The sequence below is a fragment of the Diplocloster modestus genome (assembly GCF_019042245.1).
Classification (GTDB): Bacteria; Bacillota; Clostridia; order Lachnospirales; family Lachnospiraceae; genus Diplocloster; species Diplocloster modestus.
Genome location: NZ_JAHQCX010000025.1, coordinates 61,692 through 78,249 on the forward strand (window position 1 = coordinate 61,692; position 16,558 = coordinate 78,249).

The window sequence follows — 16,558 nt, forward strand, 5'->3', positions numbered from 1 at the left end:
GAAAGGAAATGTTCGGCATCATGAATAAAAACAGAGAAGCAATCCAGAAAATAATTTCTAAAATGTCGTTAGAGGAAAAGGCCGGCCTTTGTGTCGGAAAGGATTTTTGGCATATTAGAAATATCGAAGAGCTGGGAATCCCCCCCATGATCCTGACAGACGGGCCGCATGGAATACGTAAGCAGGCCGGGGCGGCCGACCAGCTTACCCTCGGAATCAGTGAAACCGCGGTTTGTTTTCCGGCAGGCTGTGCAATCGCTTCCTCCTTCGATCCGGCGGTTTCGGAATTGGTGGGGGAAGAACTTGGAAAACTGGCTAAAACGATGGATATCGGGGTAGTCCTGGGCCCCGCTATTAACATGAAACGCTCCCCGCTTTGCGGAAGGAACTTTGAGTACTATTCAGAGGACCCGCTGGTGGCGGGGACCATGGGCGCCGGAGCTGTCAGGGGGCTTCAGAAGCAGAACGTTTCTGCCTGTCCGAAGCATTTCGCGGCAAACAACCAGGAATTATACCGCCAGACAAGCAATTCCCGCGTCGATGAGCAGACATTACGGGAAATTTATCTGGCCGCATTTGAAAAGGTGGTTAAGGATGCGGGCCCCTGGTCGATAATGTGCTCCTATAACAGGGTCAATGGCACATATTCCTGTGAAAACCCGCTGCTGCTTACCGGTATCCTCCGGGATGAATGGGGGTTTGACGGCGCGGTCGTTACAGACTGGGGCGCCTGTGACGATCCGGTGGAAAGCCTGCGTGCCGGGCTGGATCTGTGTATGCCGGGCCCGGGAAAAGATCTGGTGAATCAGATCCGCAGCGCGGTTGAAGACGGACGCCTGGCAGAGGAGATCCTGAACCAGGCGGTGGAAAATATTCTGAAATTAGTATCCAGAACGGTTGCCATGGAAAATACAACTTCCGGCGGATTTGATTTTGAGGCTGGCCATGCCGCAGCAAAAGAGGTCGAGCTGGAAGCGGCCGTGCTTTTGAAAAACCAGGACGCAGTGCTTCCCTTGAAAGAACAGGAAAAAATAGTGTTTATAGGATACTATGCCGAAAATCCCCGTTATCAGGGCGGCGGAAGTTCCCATGTCAATTCTTATAAAGTTACCTCGGTCCTGGATGCGGTGACGGACTTGGAGAATCTTACGTATTGCCAGGGCTACATAGAAGAACCGGAAAAAGGCCAGGAGGCAGAGGAAGAGCGGCTGTTACAGGAGGCGCTGGAAGCGGCGGAAAAGGCGGACAAAGCAGTTGTATTCGCAGGGCTGCCGGATAGCTGGGAGACTGAAACACTGGACAGAACGCGGATGGATATCCCGGAGAATCAGAACCGGCTGATTAAAAAAATCGCAGAGGTACAGAAAAATACAGTCGTGGTGCTTCATAATGGTTCTCCGGTTGAAATGCCCTGGGTTCACCAGGTCAAAGGAATTCTGGAGCTGTATCTGGGAGGGGAGGCAGTAGGTGCAGCGGCAGCCGATCTCCTGTTCGGCAGAGCAAATCCGTCGGGAAAGCTGGCAGAAACGTTTCCGGTTTCGATCAAAGATAATCCAACGTACCCCTACTATGGTGTGGAAAAAAATGATGTACTCTATCGGGAAGGGCGTCTGATCGGTTACCGCTACTATGAGACGATCCAAAAACAGGTATTGTTTCCGTTTGGATACGGTTTGTCTTATACCAGCTTTGCGTATGATAATCTGCAGCTTGACAGCACCAGAATGAGAGATAACGAGGAATTGGTGGTTAAGGTAGACGTGGCCAACACGGGTGCCATGGAGGGGAAGGAAGTTGTACAGGTGTATGTGGCGCCATGTCATAGCAGCGAAGTGAGGCCGGCCAGAGAATTGCGCGCCTTTAAGAAAATTAAGTTAAAGCCGGAAGAGAGAAAAACAGTAACGTTTACTTTGCATAAAAGAGCTTTTGCAGAGTGGAATACCGATATCCGCGGCTGGTACGTCCCGGAAGGAAACTACAAAGTCCAGATCGGGACATCCGCTAGAGACATCCTGCTGGAGCGTAAGATCTATGTGCAATGCACCAGCTTGATGAAACCACATTTTACGGTCAACACGCCAATGGGGGATCTCTATGCCCATCCGGTTGCGGCCCCGATGATCACAAAAGCTATGAAAACATTGATGGGAAACCGCAGGAACCGGCTGGAATCGGAAGAAAAAACGGATGAATCGGGAGCGCTGACCAAAGACGCCATGGCAGCGTCTGCCGCAGCTATGCCGCTTCGGGCGATGGTGGCGCTTGGATTTGATGTGACACTGAAACAGGTTCAGGAAGTGATTGATGAAATTAATAAGGCAGTTGAGAACGGATAACACAACAAATAAGATGTAAAAAGTTAAGGAGGTCATATACCATGACAAAGTTTAAATTCTCTGTAGGACCCTGGAACGTACATACCGGAGCTGATTCCTACGGTCCCGAAACCAGAAAAGACATTCCGGTGATCGAAAAATACAAAAAATTCAAAGAACTGGGATTTGACGCCGTTCAGTTCCATGATGATGATGCGGTTCCCAATATCAATGACTACACAGAAGAAGAAATCAAAGAAAAAGCGAGAGAACTCAGAACAACACTTGACGAAATCGGTCTGGCTGCAGAGTTTGTGGCGCCGAGATTGTGGATGGACGGGCACACCACGGATGGCGGATTTATGAGCACATCAGAGAAAGACCGGGATTATGCCATGTGGAGGGCTTACCGCTCTATTGATATCGCCAATGAGCTGGGAACGGATATGATCGTTTTGTGGCTTGCCCGTGAGGGCACGCTCTGTGCGGAGAGCAAATCTCCGGTTTGGGCTACCAGGATGCTGATCGATGCGATCAACAAGATGCTGGAATACGATCCGAAGATCCGTGTCTGCATCGAGCCGAAACCCAATGAGCCGATTGACAGAAGTATCTGTGGGACCATGGGGCACGTAATGGCTGTGTCCGCAGCTACCATCGATCCGTCCCGGGTAGGAGGGAACCTGGAGAGCGCCCACGCGATTCTGGCGGGCCTGGACCCGGCCCATGAGATAGGATTTGCTTTGGCTATGGGCAAACTGATGACCGTCCATCTGAATGATCAGAATGGAATCCGCTATGATCAGGATAAATCCTTTGGTGTGGAGAACCTAAGAGCAGCCTTCAACCAGGTTAAGGTACTGAAAGAGAACAACTATGGAGACAACGGCGAGTATGTGGGACTGGATGTAAAAGCAATGAGAACAACCAGGGACGCGGACAGCTACAAGCATCTGGAAAATAGTCTGAAGATCTTCCGGGCACTGGAAGCAAAGGTGGATCAATTTGACTACGAATATCAGAAAGAGTGTGTCAGGAACAGAGATTTTGAAGCGCTTGAAATGTATGTAATGAATCTGTTGATGGGCCTCGAATAACGACTTTATGACCATAACCTGAGCTTTTTAACCGAAGCAGAATGTATGGAACGGGTTCTACTCACTGACATGTTCCAGAGCCGTTTCCAGTACCATCCGGACATGGTTATCATTCAACGCATAGATTACTTTCTTCCCTTCCCTGCGGGCGCGGATCAGATTCGCGGCGCGGAGCGCCCGCAGCTGGTGGGAGACGGCCGATTTCGTCATATTCAAAAGAACTGAAATATCACCTACACACATCTCACTTTCATCCAATGCCCAGAGGATCTGAATCCGGGTACCATCCCCCATAACCTTGAAAAAATCCGACAGGTTGAAAAGAATGGCCTGATCCGGCATATTCGGCCGTACCCGGTCGATGATCTCCTGATTGATCGGGCTGCAGTCCGTGGTTTTTGTATTCATGAATTCCGTCCTTCCTTTCCGTCACTTTTCTGTGATTTTCTGCGCAAGATCCCAATAAAATGAATATAGGGTCATTATAATTGAATGATTGTTCAATTGTCAATCGCTCAGCCAAAATTAAAGTTGACAATTGAAGAATTATTCAACTATAATAAAAATGGTTGAACAACTATTCAATCGATGGACACTAACAGGATATCAACTGATTACGAATGATGAAACAGCATTCAACTATCACGCACCAATCATGAAATGGAGGAATCGCGTATGCTTGAATTAGATCATGTCCGATGGACGCTTCCGGAAGGAGAACCTATTATCAAAGGAGTCAGCCTGCGGGTCCCCGCGGGAAAACTGACTGTGGTGACGGGCCCCAACGGTGGAGGGAAGACTTCCATCGCCAAACTCGCAGCGGGCCTGATACAGCCGACAGAAGGGAGAATTCTGCTGGATGGGACAGACATTACCGGCTGGGATATGACAGAACGTGCCAGGCATGGGATCGCCTATGCCTTCCAGCAGCCGGTTCATTTTAAAGGACTGACTGTCCGGGAACTTCTGGAAACTGCGGCGGAGGAATCCCTGGATGAGGGGAAACTGTGCGGTATTCTTGGAAAAGTGGGGTTGTGTACCAGAGAATATATAGACCGCCCGGTGGACAGCAGCCTGTCGGGAGGGGAGATCAAACGGATCGAGATCGCTACAGTACTGGCCAGGAAGCAGGCTAAGGTACTGGTCTTTGACGAGCCAGAAGCAGGCATCGATCTGTGGAGCTTCTCCAGCTTGGTAGAAGCGTTCCGGGACCTGAAAGCGGAACGGGACAGCGCGCTTCTGATCATTTCCCATCAGGAGCGGATTCTGGAGGTGGCGGATGAGATCGTAGTGATCGCAGATGGAAAAGTGCGGGTCGCAGGGAGCAGAGAGATCATCCTGCCCCGGCTGCTGGATGAGGAAAAACAGAGCCGCTGCCCTATATGAATCCCGTCTCACCCTATTTAAGAATGAAGTAATTACGACACTGCCATACCTGAATTTATGACGCAGTTGATGCGTCACTGGAGGTAAATATGAATAAAATCACAGAAAAACTATTAGAACTCGTATCAGACTGGAAAGGTGAATTCCGTGGCGCTTATAATATCCGGGAGAATGGGGAGTGTGCCGGACGACAGTCTTCGAACCATATAAGAATCGATTCCAAAGAGGACGCTCCAGGCCTGGTGATCCATATCAGCCCGGAAGCGCAGAACGAAATGGTCTATATACCTGCCTGCGTCACCCACGGCGATGTGGACGACCTGGTTTACAACGATTTCTATGTGGGGGCAGGAGCGGATGTGACCATAGTGGCCGGCTGCGGAGTGCATACGGACAGTGAGGAAACGGCCAGGCACAACGGAATCCATCGTTTCTTCCTGGAAAAGGGAGCCCATGTGCTCTATAAGGAAAAACATATCGGGACCGGCGTGGGAGCCGGCCTGAAAAAGATCGATCCGGTGACGGATATTACATTAGACGAGGATGCGGTACTGGAGATGGACACAGTGCAGTTAGGAGGCGTGGACCGCACGCTTCGGAAAACCAGCGCGGTGCTGGCAGCCAGAGCCAGGCTGACGATCCATGAGAGTATTCTGACGGACGGTGAAGAGACGGCGCAGACCGATTTTGAGGTCTCCATGGATGGCGGGGATTCCAGCGTGAACCTGGTATCCCGCAGCGTGGCCAAAGGGAAATCATGCCAGGAGTACCATTCCCGTATCAAGGGAAACTGCCGTTGTACCGGGCATTCCGAGTGCGACGCGATCCTGATGGACCGTGGGACCGTGAACGCCACGCCGGAACTGTTCGCAGGCGATCCGGACGCGGCCCTGATCCATGAGGCTGCCATCGGGAAGATCGCCGGGGAACAGATCGTTAAGCTTCGGACTTTGGGGCTTACGCAAGAGGAGGCAGAGGCACGAATTGTGGAAGGTTTTTTAAGGGGCTGAAACTGAAAGCATTCGCTCATCATAAGCCCGTCATAACTTCTCAGACACCTCATGGGCAATACTCTTTAAAGCCGCCAGGTTCCGCTCGTGATTCATCCACATTCGCGACGCGGGACCTGATATGCTGACCGCAGCATAAGGCTGTTGGAAAGAATCGTATATCAGGCAGGCCATGCATACGAGACCGATTTCGCTCTCTTCGTTATCGACAGCATAACCCTGTTCCCTGACTTTCTGGACCTCAGCAAACAGTGCGTTTCCGGAAGTAATCGTTGTGTCGGTAAGCCGGGTAAACTCGGTCTCATTGATATACTCCTGAATACGTTCATCTGAACATACGGACAGCAATACCTTTCCGGAGGCGGTGAGATGAGCCGGCCTGCTGTAACCAATATAAGACCCCATATGCAAAGAGGTATTGGTACTGACGACCTTGTCGATAAACACAATGTTTAAACGGTCTTTCCATATAGAAATGTGAGCCGTTTCTTCCGCTTCGTTTGATAACCGTTCCAGGTAGGGATGCGCCAGCTGGATGATTCCATAATCTTTTTCCACAATCTTACCCAGGGAAAAGAGTTTGAGGCCCAGCCGGTATCTTCCGGATTCCATGCGGGTAATATAATTTCGGCTTTCCAATGTATATAAAATACGAAAAACAGTACTTTTCCCAATGCCGGACAAATCTACAATTTCATTGATTCCAATCTCAGAATTTTGTGCAATGATCTCTAATACAGTAAGCGTATTTGCCGCGGATTGAAGTAAATACCGGCTGTCATTTTCTGTCGCGTCCATGAAATCATCTCCTATTCCTTAAAATGTTTGTACCTATAAATATATCTGATTTAAGAAAAAGTAGCAAGTTAATTGCTGAAATATATTGAAAAATGACGACTAGGAGGGAAGGCAGATACCTTTCTCTGCAAAGTTTTCTGCCTGTTCACTTTTTTACGAAAGAATCAAGTCTCCTCTCATTTTACCAAGCGGCCGGAAATAAAATGAATGGAAGAAATAAATAGTTGAAATATACCTTAGAATATGCTATTCTGGAACAAAAGATTCGAATAAAGAAATATAAATTCGCATAAAGAAATAGTAACAGAAAAAATAAGATTTTAAGGAGGATGGAAAGCATGAAAAAAATTGTTGCGATTAACCTGGGTTCCACATCAACAAAAATTGCTTATTATGAAGATGAGAACTGTGTCTTCAAGGATAATATTAAGCATAGCCCGGAGGAACTGGATGAATTTGCGACGATCTGGGATCAGCAGGATTACCGGATGGAGAAGATCGTAAACTATCTGAATGAAAAAGGGATTCTCATTTCAAACCTGGATGCGGTGGTCACCCGCGGAGGACATACACAACCGATTGTTGGCGGTGTATATCGGGTCAGCGGGAAAATGCTGGAACAGTCCGGAAGCGAAAAATATGGCAATCACGCGACGGATGTCGGCCTTCGTATTGTGAATGAATTTTCCAAGCAAGGCCCCCAGGCATTTACCGTAGATCCTCCTACAACGGATGAGTTTGAACCGCTGGCGCGTTACAGCGGCATTCCCTTTATCCAGAGACGGAGCAGCTTTCATGTACTGAACCATAGAGCGGCCGGAATGCAGTATGCCAAAGATATCGGAAAAAACTATGAGGATTTGAACCTGGTAGTTGTCCATATGGGCGGCGGTATCAGTATAGCGGCTCATAAAAAAGGGAAATTGGTAGATGCAAACAATGCCATTGACGGTGACGGGCCGTTCTCAACGAACCGCTGCTGTACTGTGCCGATCGGCGATTTGATCAAGCTGTGTTATTCCGGGGAATATACATATCAGGAGATCCGCAGATTAATCAACGGCCAATCCGGCCTGATGGGTTATGTGGGAGAAAATGACGCCAAAATCGTACAGGACCGGGCCCTGGCAGGAGACGAGAAGTGCAAAGAGGTTATGGAAGCCATGTGCTATCAGATCGCAAAAGAAATTGGCGCGGATGCCACCGTACTGAAAGGAAACGTAGATGCGATTGTATTTACGGGCGGAATGGCCTATTCTGATTGGATTGTGGGCATGGTTTCTGATTATGTCCGTTATATTGCTCCTGTAGTGGTATATCCGGGAGAATATGAGATGCAGTCTCTGGCCTTGAATACATTAGCGGCATTAAACGGGGAAAAAGAAATTAAAGAATTAAAATAGGGGGAATCACTATGTTTCATAATTTTAAAGAGCTTGAAGAGTATATTCTGGATCAGGGGATCAAAAAACGCCTGGCGCTGGCAAATGCGCACGACGAGGATGCGCTGGAAGCTGTCGTTATGGCCGTTAGAAAAGGGGTCATAGATGCGACTCTGATAGGGGTATCGGACAAAATAACGGAAATTCTGGATAAATTGGGTGAAGATTCCTTAAGGTATGAGATCATCGACTGCCGGAATGAGAAATCGGCGGGACAAATGGCCTGCCAGATGGTAAAGGATCAGAAAGCGGATATGCCCATGAAAGGTTTAATGCAGACAGCTACTTTTATGAGGTGTATTCTGGATAAAGAAAAATATGGATTTGTTCCGGACGGCTCCCTGCTAAGCCAGGCGACCGTGATGGAATATGAGAACCGGCTGATGATCGTTACCGACTGTGCGGTTAATGTATCACCGGACTATAATGATAAGGTAAAGCTGATTAAGAATGCGGTGAGGCTGGCAGGAAAACTGCGTATCGATTGTCCGAAGGTGGCCGTAGTGGCGCCTGTCGAGACCGTGAATCCGAAGATGCCCGCCACAGTAGATGCGGCGCTTCTAAGCAAAGCAGCCGAACGGGGGCAGATCAAGGGCTGTATCATTGACGGGCCTTTGGGGATGGATAACGCCATATCGGAAGACGCGGCCAGGCACAAAGGGATTAACAGCCCTGTGGCCGGCCATCCGGATATTATCCTTATGCCGGATCTGTGCGCCGGAAATATATTTACAAAAACAATTTATTACTTTGCGCATCTCATATCGGCAGGCACCCTTACAGGCACTTCGTGTCCTGTGGTTATGACCAGCAGAACGGATTCTCCGGAAGATAAGTATAATTCCATATTAATTGCTGTTATGCAGTGTGTATAAGACTGATTTCCAGGCCGGGTTTTTACCCGGTCTTTTTTTATGGGTAAATGCATAAAGTATCCCAGGTGAAACTCTATTTAAAACCAGATAATTCTCTATATGAATTAAAAATTCAACAAATGAAACGATGAAATCTTGTAAAAAATATCTAATGACATATTTTTCCGATTATATTATAATAATGTTAAGTTCAAATAACGAAATTAAAATTCGTATAAAGAAATTAAGGAGGCAATAAAATGCACAAGATTAAATTTTATGGAATAGGAGGGCAAGGCGCGGTTACAGCTGCCAAAATTTTATCCATTGCTGTATCACTGCATCAGAATGAGTACGCAATTACAGTTCCTGCCTATGGACATGAACGCCGGGGGGCACCGGTGTTTGCGCACATTATTGTGGATGATAAACCCGTTTTGCTGAATTGTTATGTTTATGAACCGGATATCGTAGTTGTATTTGATGAAAACCTGATCGATATGGGTGTGGATGTAGGCGAAGGATGCACGGAAAATACGATACTAGTCATCAATTCCGGAAATGAGGAAATGATCCGGCGGTATAAAGATACATATGGATTTAAGAAAGTATTTGCATGTAATGCGACAGAAGCTGCCCTTAAAAATATCGGATTAAACATACCGAACAGTGCCATGTTAGGCGCTTTGGCCCACAGCGGCGTCGTTGAGATCGGGGCGGTAGTCAGTGCGGTAACGGAAAGTTTTGGAAAGGTTGGTGAAAAGAATGGAAAAGCAGCAAGATATGCCTACGAGCACACCTGCGAAGCGTAGAGTATTGGGACCGTGCTCCCACATTTTAGTGGCGGCACATACAGGAAGCTGGCGTATGGAGCGTCCCCAGGTAGAGGAAGAAGCATGCATCCGCTGCGGTATTTGTTCAAAGTACTGTCCTACCGCATGCATCACGGTGAATAAAGAGGGATGTCCACTGGAATTCGACTGGCATTACTGTAAGGGTTGTGGTATTTGTGCAAATGAATGTCCCCGGCAGGCATTGTCCATGATACCGGAAGGGAGTGGTGAATAATGGCAATCAAAATGTTTGATGGTAATGGTGCGGCGGTGGAAGCGATCCGTTTGGCACGTCCGGGAGTGATCGCGGCTTACCCGATTACCCCGCAGAGTTCCATTGCGGAGCACCTGGCAGATGCTGTAGCGGAAGGGGCGATCAAGGCAGAATATGTCCGTGTGGAATCCGAGCATTCCGCCATGTCTATTTCCATCGGCGCCCAGCTGACCGGTGTCCGGGTGGCGACAGCCACCGCTTCCGTAGGTCTGGCCTTGATGCATGAAGTCTGCGGCGTGGCAGCCGGATGCCGTGTCCCCATCGTGATGCCTGTGGTGAACCGTTCGCTGGTGGCTCCCTGGTCTTTGTGGTGTGACCACTCCGACACGATGGCGGAGAGAGATACGGGCTGGCTTCAATTTTATGCGTCCACGGTACAGGAAATTCTGGATCTGCAGCTTTGCGCGTATCGGATCAGTGAGCATGAAGATGTCATGATTCCCTCTATGGTCTGTTTTGATGGATTTTATCTGTCCCATTCCATGCAGAGAGTGGATACTCCGTCTGATGAAGAGGCATGGGACTTTGTAAAGCCATATGTGAAGAAAAATATGTATCTGGATACGAAGGACGTGATGTTTATCAACGATTTGTGCCCCACCGTTGAACATACGGAGATGAAATATCAGCAGATGATGGGCTTTAAGCGCGCGGCCCAGGTATCGGATGAAATATTTGCGGAATACGAAAAACGTTTTGGCAGAAAGCTTAAGCAGGTGGAAGCATACCGTCTGGAAGATGCTGAGGTGGCTGTAGTGACAATCGGTTCCATGTCCGGTACCGGAAAATATGTAGTAGAGCAGTTAAGGGAAAAAGGGATAAAGGCCGGCCTTCTGAGAATCTGCATGTTCCGCCCGTTCCCGGATCAGAAGATCCATGAAGCACTGAAGAATATCCCGGTTATCGGTGTGATCGACCGTTCCTGCGGCCTGGGCGGCGCACAGGGTCCGGTATGCTCGGAAGTAAAAGCTGCGATGTACGGTGAGAATTCTAAGATTTATGGCTATATCGGCGGGATTGCCGGCCGTGATATATCGGACGGTTCATTCCGGAAGATTTTTGATGAGCTTCTCGGGATCAAAGAGGGTAAATCCGAAACCGTTTCTACATGGTTTGACGTAGAAGAGAACGCCATGAACATAAGGGAGGTGGAAACAAATGCTAACGTATAAAACTCAGCCAAAGGGTGCGGTTTCACCGGGTATCAATACCTGCCAGGGATGCATGATCGATGTTATTTTCAGAAACGTTCTCGATATTATGGGTGAAGATACGGTACTTGTAATCCCACCGGGATGTTCCGCACAGTTTTCAGGCTGCGGCCCTGAGGCGTCGGTAACGGTACCTGGTATCCAGGGAAATCTGGAGAATTCCGCAGCCATCGCTGCCGGAATCGCTGCCGGATTCAAGTATCAGGGAAATGACCATACACAGGTCGTGTCGATTGCCGGAGACGGCGCCACCGTAGATATCGGGATCCAGTCCCTGAGCGGAGCCATGGAACGTAATGATAATATTCTATACATCTGCTATGATAATGAAGCGTATATGAACACCGGCATACAGGGGAGCAGTTCCACACCTCTTGCGGCAAGTACGACAACTACTCCGGCAGGAAAGCCTGTCAACAGTAAAGATTTAATGCAGATCGTTATGGCGCATCACGTACCGTATGCAGCTTCCGCTTCCATCGCCAACCTTCCGGACCTTCGGAAAAAGGTGAAAAAAGCAAAAGAAATTAAGGGATGCCGCGTGCTGCATATTATGAGTCCCTGTCCTACCGGTTGGGGTTATAAAATGTCAAAAACGGTGGAGGTAGCCCGGGAAGCTATACAAAATGGGTCGTGGGTTCTTATGGAATATGAAGACGGCAGAGTAAAACTCGGCAAAAAGCCTTCTCAGTTAGGTGATGTAGAAAAGTACTTCTCCATGCAGAAAAGATTTAAAGGGGTAACGCAGGAGGAGAAGGAAGAAGTCAGCAGACATCTCATTGAGAGATATGAGTATCTGGAAAAGCTGGCGGCACTTTAAACGTTTCGGAGGGTTTTCAATAGAGGAGGAGGCTCGTATGAGTAAAGCAAAAAAAGTATATCTTCAACTGATCATTGTGGTCGTGTTTTATGTGATCTGTTCTCACATTACGCCGCCAAACGGACTGACAGAAACCGGCTGGAAGGCATTGCTTCTTATGATCTGCTGTGTCTATACCTGGGTTACCGAGTTTATCCCTATCGGGATATCATCCTGTTTTCTGCTGATGCTGCCGGCATTTCTGCAGATTGACAGTACCTCGAATGTCCTTGTGAACTTTGGGATTACCACGATGTTCTTCGTGATGGGCGCCTTGATTATCGCTAAGGTATTTATCGATACAGGGCTCGGTTACCGGATTTCCCTGTACATAACCCCATTGCTGGGGCCGAAAAGCAAAATGGTACTGTTAAGCCTGATGCTCTGCGGCGGCCTGATATCTTCCGTATTGGTAGATATCCCCACAGCCATTATTCTGGCGGGCATTGCCCTGCCGATTTTGAAAGAAAGCGGCTGTGAACCCGGAAAAAGTAAATACGGCAAGGCGGTTATGATGGGCATTCCGATCGCGGCAGCTCTGGGCGGCATCGCGACGCCGGCTGGAAGCGGACTGAATATCCTGACCATTAACCTGTTAAATAATGTGGCTGGCGTCAACATTACCTTTGCGCAGTGGACCCTCATAGGAGCGCCGATTGCGCTGGTACTGCTGTTCGTGGCATGGTTCGTGATCTGTCTGATCTACAAGCCGGAGATCGAAACGGTCAAGGGGCTGGATGATATCAAGAAAAAGCGGGCAGAGCTGGGGCCCATGTCCAAGAATGAAAAGAAATTCCTGGTTATCTTCATCTGCGTTATGGTTCTTTGGTTTACGCAGTCCATGACCGGAATCGAGACAGCGTTCGTATCCCTCCTTGCGGTGAGCATTTTCTTCCTTCCCGGATTTGATCTGATTAACTGGGAAACAGCCAGGGATGCGGTTAGCTGGGAATCCGTCCTGCTTATGGGATCGGCAAACGCGCTGGCTATGGTTCTGAGTACCCAGGGTACCGCAGAATGGATCTCCAACAGCATCCTGGGAACTGTCAGCGGGGCCTCTCTGGCCGTATTACTGATGGTGGTGACCGCATTTGGCATCTTCAGCCACCTGCTGGTTCCGGTAGCCAATGCGGTACTTGCCGTATGTGTTCCGATCGTCGTGGTGCTGGCCGGCTCCATCGGCGTGAACCCCTTATATTTGGTGCTTCCGTTAGGATTTACGGCATCAGCGGTATTTATCATCCCGCTGGATCCGATTCCACTGACTACCTATGGATATGGATATTGGAAACTATCGGAAATGGCAAAGCCCGGATTGATTATTTCCCTAATCTGGATACCTGTATGTGCGGTCGGCATATTGCTTGGCAGAGCGATCGGGATTATTTAAGTTTCAGCAGCTTATGGTTTTCAGAGGAGATTGAGGTAAATCCCAATCTCCTCACTTTTTCAGTATCAGATATTCATACAGGAACAGCTGTCGGAATATTTGGAAAAGGGTTTCAGGTAGAACCATAAAAGGTTCACCTGCCCCGGGGAAAACAAATACATGGAGGAAAAAATGTCAGAAATAAAGGTAAGGGATCTTCGTTCAGCATTGGATAAATTACGGTGCATGGAGAAAGAACTGGTGGAGACGGACGTGCAGGTGGACCCGGAAGCGGAGCTGTCCGGTGTATACCGCTATGTAGGCGCTGGAGGAACGGTTATGCGTCCTACCGGAAAAGGTCCGGCCGTTATATTTAACAATGTGAAAGGCCACCCGGACGCCCGGGTGGCGATTGGGGTGCTAGCCAGCAGAGAACGGGTGGCGGCCCTGTTGGACAGCAGCCCGGACAAGTTAGGACACTTACTGAGGGACAGTGCAGCCCATCCTATCGAGCCGGTTTTGACAGAGGAGAAGCCGGTATGTCAGGAAGTGATACATTATGCATCGGAAGCGGATTTTGATTTAAACAAATGGATTCCGGCGCCGACCAATACGCCGGATGATGCGGGGCCCTACATCACACTGGGCATGTGTTACGCGACACATCCGGACACGGGCAGATCGGATGTTACGATTCATCGGTTGTGTATCCAGAGCAAAGACGAGCTAAGTATTTTCTTCACCCCGGGAGCCAGACATATCGGTGCTATGGCCGAGAGGGCGGAAGAATTAGGACAGAGGCTTCCGATATCCGTCAGCATAGGTGTCGATCCGGCCATTGAAATCGCATCCTGTTTCGAGCCTCCTACCACACCGTTGGGATTTGATGAGTTATCTATTGCAGGTGCGTTAAGAGGGGAAGCGGTTAAGCTTACCAACTGTCTTACCGTGAAGGAGCGTGCCATCTCCAATGCGGAGTATGTAATTGAAGGAGAGGTTTTGCCGGGAATCCGTGTGCGCGAAGACCAGAACCGGCATACCGGATATGCCATGCCGGAGTTTCCGGGTTATACGGGAGCGGCCAGTGACCAGTGCTGGATGATTAAGGTCAAAGCGGTGACACACCGCCGGAATCCGATTATGCAGACCTGCATCGGACCCAGTGAAGAACATGTCTCCATGGCAGGAATTCCGACGGAGGCAAGTATCATCGGGATGATCGATAAGGCAATGCCGGGAAAGCTGTTAAATGTCTATTGTGCATCCGCCGGCGGCGGAAAATATATGGCGGTCCTGCAAATAAAAAAGAGTGTGGCGTCAGATGAAGGAAGACAGCGCCAGGCAGCGCTGCTTGCATTCTCAGCCTTCAGTGAACTGAAGCATATTTTCCTGGTTGATGAGGATGTGGACTGTTTTGACATGAATGATGTGCTCTGGGCTATGAACACCAGGTTCCAGGGAGATGCAGATATAATTACGATTCCAGGAGTGAGATGCCATCCCCTGGACCCGTCTAATTCTCCTTTGTGTACGCCATCCTGCAGGGATCAGGGGATTGCGTGTAAAGTCATTTTTGACTGTACCGCGCCATTTGATCAAAAAGAGCGGTTTATTCGTTCCCGCTTTATGGAACTGGATCCAACAAAATGGATTCCGGAATAATAGAAAGCCGGAGTTGGGCGGGATGAAGAATAAATTCGCAAGCCGGAGTCAGATGGGAAAAAACTAAAATTCGAAAACCGGGAGACCGATAACATGATAAAGATTATCCTGGGCATTACAGGAGCCAGTGGAGTAGAACTCGGGCTGCATATACTACGGGCATTAAAGAGACAAAACGCGGAAATCCATCTGATCATATCGGAGGGCGCCCGGTACACCATGCGGGAGGAAAGCAATCTGACAGAAGAGGAATTTCTGCGTATCGCTGATTATGTATATGGTGAAAAAGAGCTGGGTGCCGCCATAGCAAGCGGCAGCTTTGTTACCGACGGCATGATCGTAGCTCCGTGCAGTATGAAGACTTTATCAGGCATTGCCAATGCCTACGATGAGAATCTGATCATACGCGCCGCGGATGTGTGCCTGAAGGAAGGGAGAAAAGTAGTTCTTCTGCCGAGGGAAATGCCCCTTGGGAGAGCCCATCTGAAAAATATGCTGGCCTGCGCAGAAAACGGATGCAGTATCATACCGCCTATGCTGAGCTTTTATATGGAAGATACATCGGTGAAGGCGCAATTGGATCACATCACAGGAAAAGTGTTGATGCAGTTTGGCATGACATATGAAAAATTTCATAGCTGGCAGGGCCCTGACCGAAGGGAAACAACCCAATAGTAGGAGAATACGGATGTCCCGAAAAGATTATTGGTATGAAAAAGAGCAGCTAAAAATAGAGATACAGCAGATGGGAGAAGATCTCTGCATACACTTTTACGGGGGCGACCGCGGACACATTGGAAGTGTAGCTATGGCGGAGCCCAGGCCCAGCCTAACCGGCAGCGGAAAAATCTCAGCAACCGTTTCCGTCTATACCTATGCTGGGCACAAGGATGATATCCTCGCGTCAACCATAGCCCGGGAAGTTTCAGCGAAACTAAACAGAAAGTGTGTTGTGGCAGTCGGCATACATTATGACCACTTTACCCCGGATCATCTCACAGCCGTAAACGAAATAACCGAAAAGATTCCGATAATGGCGGAAGAAACTTATGGGGCGCTCCCCGCATAGAAAGAGCCCTGTCAGCGGATCGGCCGGTCTTTGCCCTTTGTAGAGCCGGGCCTTCCGGCAACTGCGTGGAGAAAGGGGCCAATCCCCGGATGCCGGTCTATTCGAGGATAAAAGCGCCTGTTTCCCCGTATATGGTATTTATTACAGTCAATATCCGGGGACAGGCCCCTTTCTCCACGCAGTTGCCGGAAGGCCCGGCTCTACTGCCGAAAGGTGCCAGTCCCCTCCCGTTTTGCCGTGAATCAATGTCAGTTAGTTAAGCTCATAGGGTATTCAATCTATGAGGGTCTAACTAAAATTTAAAAATTTTGTATCATTTTTCAAAATAGCACTTGACATCATAACCTAAATGTGCGGCCGTTTTCACTGATTGATCAGT

At 48.9% G+C, this 16,558-nt stretch carries 16 protein-coding genes; 14 read left to right on the plus strand and 2 right to left on the minus strand.

The annotated features are described in order from the left end of the window. Positions 1-20: 20 nt before the first annotated feature. Both KTH90_RS23185 and KTH90_RS23190 read left to right on the plus strand, forming a co-directional pair. Positions 21-2,336, plus strand: coding sequence for a glycoside hydrolase family 3 C-terminal domain-containing protein (locus KTH90_RS23185; RefSeq protein WP_158350982.1), 2,316 nt, complete (start codon positions 21-23; stop codon positions 2,334-2,336). Between the two features lie 41 nt (positions 2,337-2,377). Continuing rightward, positions 2,378-3,412, plus strand: coding sequence for a TIM barrel protein (locus tag KTH90_RS23190; RefSeq protein ID WP_158350983.1), 1,035 nt, complete (start codon positions 2,378-2,380; stop codon positions 3,410-3,412). A gap of 57 nt (positions 3,413-3,469) precedes the next feature. Here KTH90_RS23190 and KTH90_RS23195 read toward each other — a convergent pair whose 3' ends face one another. Continuing rightward, on the minus strand, positions 3,470-3,820 hold the full coding sequence (locus KTH90_RS23195; protein ID WP_158350984.1) for an ArsR/SmtB family transcription factor: 351 nt from the start codon (positions 3,818-3,820) through the stop codon (positions 3,470-3,472). Between the two features lie 267 nt (positions 3,821-4,087). Between KTH90_RS23195 and KTH90_RS23200 the strand changes: the two genes are divergently transcribed. Beyond that, on the plus strand, positions 4,088-4,798 hold the full coding sequence (locus tag KTH90_RS23200; protein ID WP_158350985.1) for an ABC transporter ATP-binding protein: 711 nt from the start codon (positions 4,088-4,090) through the stop codon (positions 4,796-4,798). Between the two features lie 89 nt (positions 4,799-4,887). Further along, positions 4,888-5,808, plus strand: a complete 921-nt coding sequence (locus KTH90_RS23205) for a SufB/SufD family protein (protein ID WP_238727532.1) — start codon at positions 4,888-4,890, stop codon at positions 5,806-5,808. A gap of 30 nt (positions 5,809-5,838) precedes the next feature. Here KTH90_RS23205 and KTH90_RS23210 read toward each other — a convergent pair whose 3' ends face one another. Further along, entirely contained in the window at positions 5,839-6,606 is a 768-nt protein-coding gene (locus KTH90_RS23210; RefSeq protein WP_158350987.1) for an IclR family transcriptional regulator, read from the minus strand. A gap of 338 nt (positions 6,607-6,944) precedes the next feature. On the opposite strand from KTH90_RS23210, the gene buk reads away from it, so the two are divergent. From buk to lpdD, 10 genes are all read left to right on the plus strand, one after another. Next, complete coding sequence (gene buk / locus KTH90_RS23215; RefSeq protein WP_158350988.1) at positions 6,945-8,009, plus strand: butyrate kinase; 1,065 nt, start codon at positions 6,945-6,947, stop codon at positions 8,007-8,009. An 11-nt stretch (positions 8,010-8,020) separates the two neighbouring features. Then, entirely contained in the window at positions 8,021-8,923 is a 903-nt protein-coding gene (locus KTH90_RS23220; protein WP_158350989.1) for a phosphate acyltransferase, read from the plus strand. A gap of 239 nt (positions 8,924-9,162) precedes the next feature. Next, on the plus strand, positions 9,163-9,714 hold the full coding sequence (locus KTH90_RS23225) for a 2-oxoacid:acceptor oxidoreductase family protein (protein ID WP_158350990.1): 552 nt from the start codon (positions 9,163-9,165) through the stop codon (positions 9,712-9,714). Positions 9,715-9,769: 55 nt separating this feature from the next. Beyond that, entirely contained in the window at positions 9,770-9,970 is a 201-nt protein-coding gene (locus KTH90_RS23230) for a 4Fe-4S binding protein (RefSeq protein WP_334300922.1), read from the plus strand. Continuing rightward, complete coding sequence (gene porA / locus KTH90_RS23235) at positions 9,970-11,181, plus strand: pyruvate ferredoxin oxidoreductase (protein WP_238727533.1); 1,212 nt, start codon at positions 9,970-9,972, stop codon at positions 11,179-11,181. The genes KTH90_RS23230 and porA overlap by 1 nt, the downstream gene beginning before the upstream one ends. Next, entirely contained in the window at positions 11,168-12,040 is an 873-nt protein-coding gene (locus KTH90_RS23240; RefSeq protein ID WP_158350993.1) for a thiamine pyrophosphate-dependent enzyme, read from the plus strand. The genes porA and KTH90_RS23240 overlap by 14 nt, the downstream gene beginning before the upstream one ends. Positions 12,041-12,077: 37 nt before the next feature. Continuing rightward, a complete protein-coding gene (locus tag KTH90_RS23245) occupies positions 12,078-13,469 on the plus strand; it encodes an SLC13 family permease (RefSeq protein WP_238727534.1) in 1,392 nt (463 codons plus the stop codon). A 171-nt stretch (positions 13,470-13,640) separates the two neighbouring features. Beyond that, positions 13,641-15,110 carry a UbiD family decarboxylase gene (locus KTH90_RS23250; RefSeq protein ID WP_158350994.1) on the plus strand — a complete coding sequence of 490 codons (1,470 nt, stop codon included), beginning with the start codon at positions 13,641-13,643 and terminating at the stop codon, positions 15,108-15,110. Between the two features lie 93 nt (positions 15,111-15,203). After that, positions 15,204-15,785, plus strand: coding sequence for a UbiX family flavin prenyltransferase (locus KTH90_RS23255; RefSeq protein ID WP_238727535.1), 582 nt, complete (start codon positions 15,204-15,206; stop codon positions 15,783-15,785). Between the two features lie 13 nt (positions 15,786-15,798). Further along, positions 15,799-16,179: a prenylated flavin chaperone LpdD gene (gene lpdD, locus KTH90_RS23260; protein ID WP_158350995.1), complete on the plus strand. Its 381-nt coding sequence runs from the start codon at positions 15,799-15,801 to the stop codon at positions 16,177-16,179. The last annotated feature ends 379 nt before the right edge of the window (positions 16,180-16,558 follow it).

Bases quoted from the DNA above. Each gene is read 5' to 3' on its own strand.
- KTH90_RS23245 (WP_238727534.1), top strand. From the start codon at position 12,078: ATGAGTAAAGCAAAAAAAGTATATCTTCAACTGATCATTGTGGTCGTG.
- lpdD (WP_158350995.1), top strand. From the start codon at position 15,799: ATGTCCCGAAAAGATTATTGGTATGAAAAAGAGCAGCTAAAAATAGAG.
- KTH90_RS23230 (WP_334300922.1), top strand. From the start codon at position 9,770: ATGGAGCGTCCCCAGGTAGAGGAAGAAGCATGCATCCGCTGCGGTATT.
- KTH90_RS23205 (WP_238727532.1), top strand. From the start codon at position 4,888: ATGAATAAAATCACAGAAAAACTATTAGAACTCGTATCAGACTGGAAA.
- KTH90_RS23185 (WP_158350982.1), top strand. From the start codon at position 21: ATGAATAAAAACAGAGAAGCAATCCAGAAAATAATTTCTAAAATGTCG.
- KTH90_RS23210 (WP_158350987.1), bottom strand. From the start codon at position 6,606: ATGGACGCGACAGAAAATGACAGCCGGTATTTACTTCAATCCGCGGCA.
- KTH90_RS23255 (WP_238727535.1), top strand. From the start codon at position 15,204: ATGATAAAGATTATCCTGGGCATTACAGGAGCCAGTGGAGTAGAACTC.
- porA (WP_238727533.1), top strand. From the start codon at position 9,970: ATGGCAATCAAAATGTTTGATGGTAATGGTGCGGCGGTGGAAGCGATC.
- KTH90_RS23190 (WP_158350983.1), top strand. From the start codon at position 2,378: ATGACAAAGTTTAAATTCTCTGTAGGACCCTGGAACGTACATACCGGA.
- KTH90_RS23200 (WP_158350985.1), top strand. From the start codon at position 4,088: ATGCTTGAATTAGATCATGTCCGATGGACGCTTCCGGAAGGAGAACCT.
- KTH90_RS23240 (WP_158350993.1), top strand. From the start codon at position 11,168: ATGCTAACGTATAAAACTCAGCCAAAGGGTGCGGTTTCACCGGGTATC.
- buk (WP_158350988.1), top strand. From the start codon at position 6,945: ATGAAAAAAATTGTTGCGATTAACCTGGGTTCCACATCAACAAAAATT.
- KTH90_RS23220 (WP_158350989.1), top strand. From the start codon at position 8,021: ATGTTTCATAATTTTAAAGAGCTTGAAGAGTATATTCTGGATCAGGGG.
- KTH90_RS23250 (WP_158350994.1), top strand. From the start codon at position 13,641: ATGTCAGAAATAAAGGTAAGGGATCTTCGTTCAGCATTGGATAAATTA.
- KTH90_RS23195 (WP_158350984.1), bottom strand. From the start codon at position 3,820: ATGAATACAAAAACCACGGACTGCAGCCCGATCAATCAGGAGATCATC.
- KTH90_RS23225 (WP_158350990.1), top strand. From the start codon at position 9,163: ATGCACAAGATTAAATTTTATGGAATAGGAGGGCAAGGCGCGGTTACA.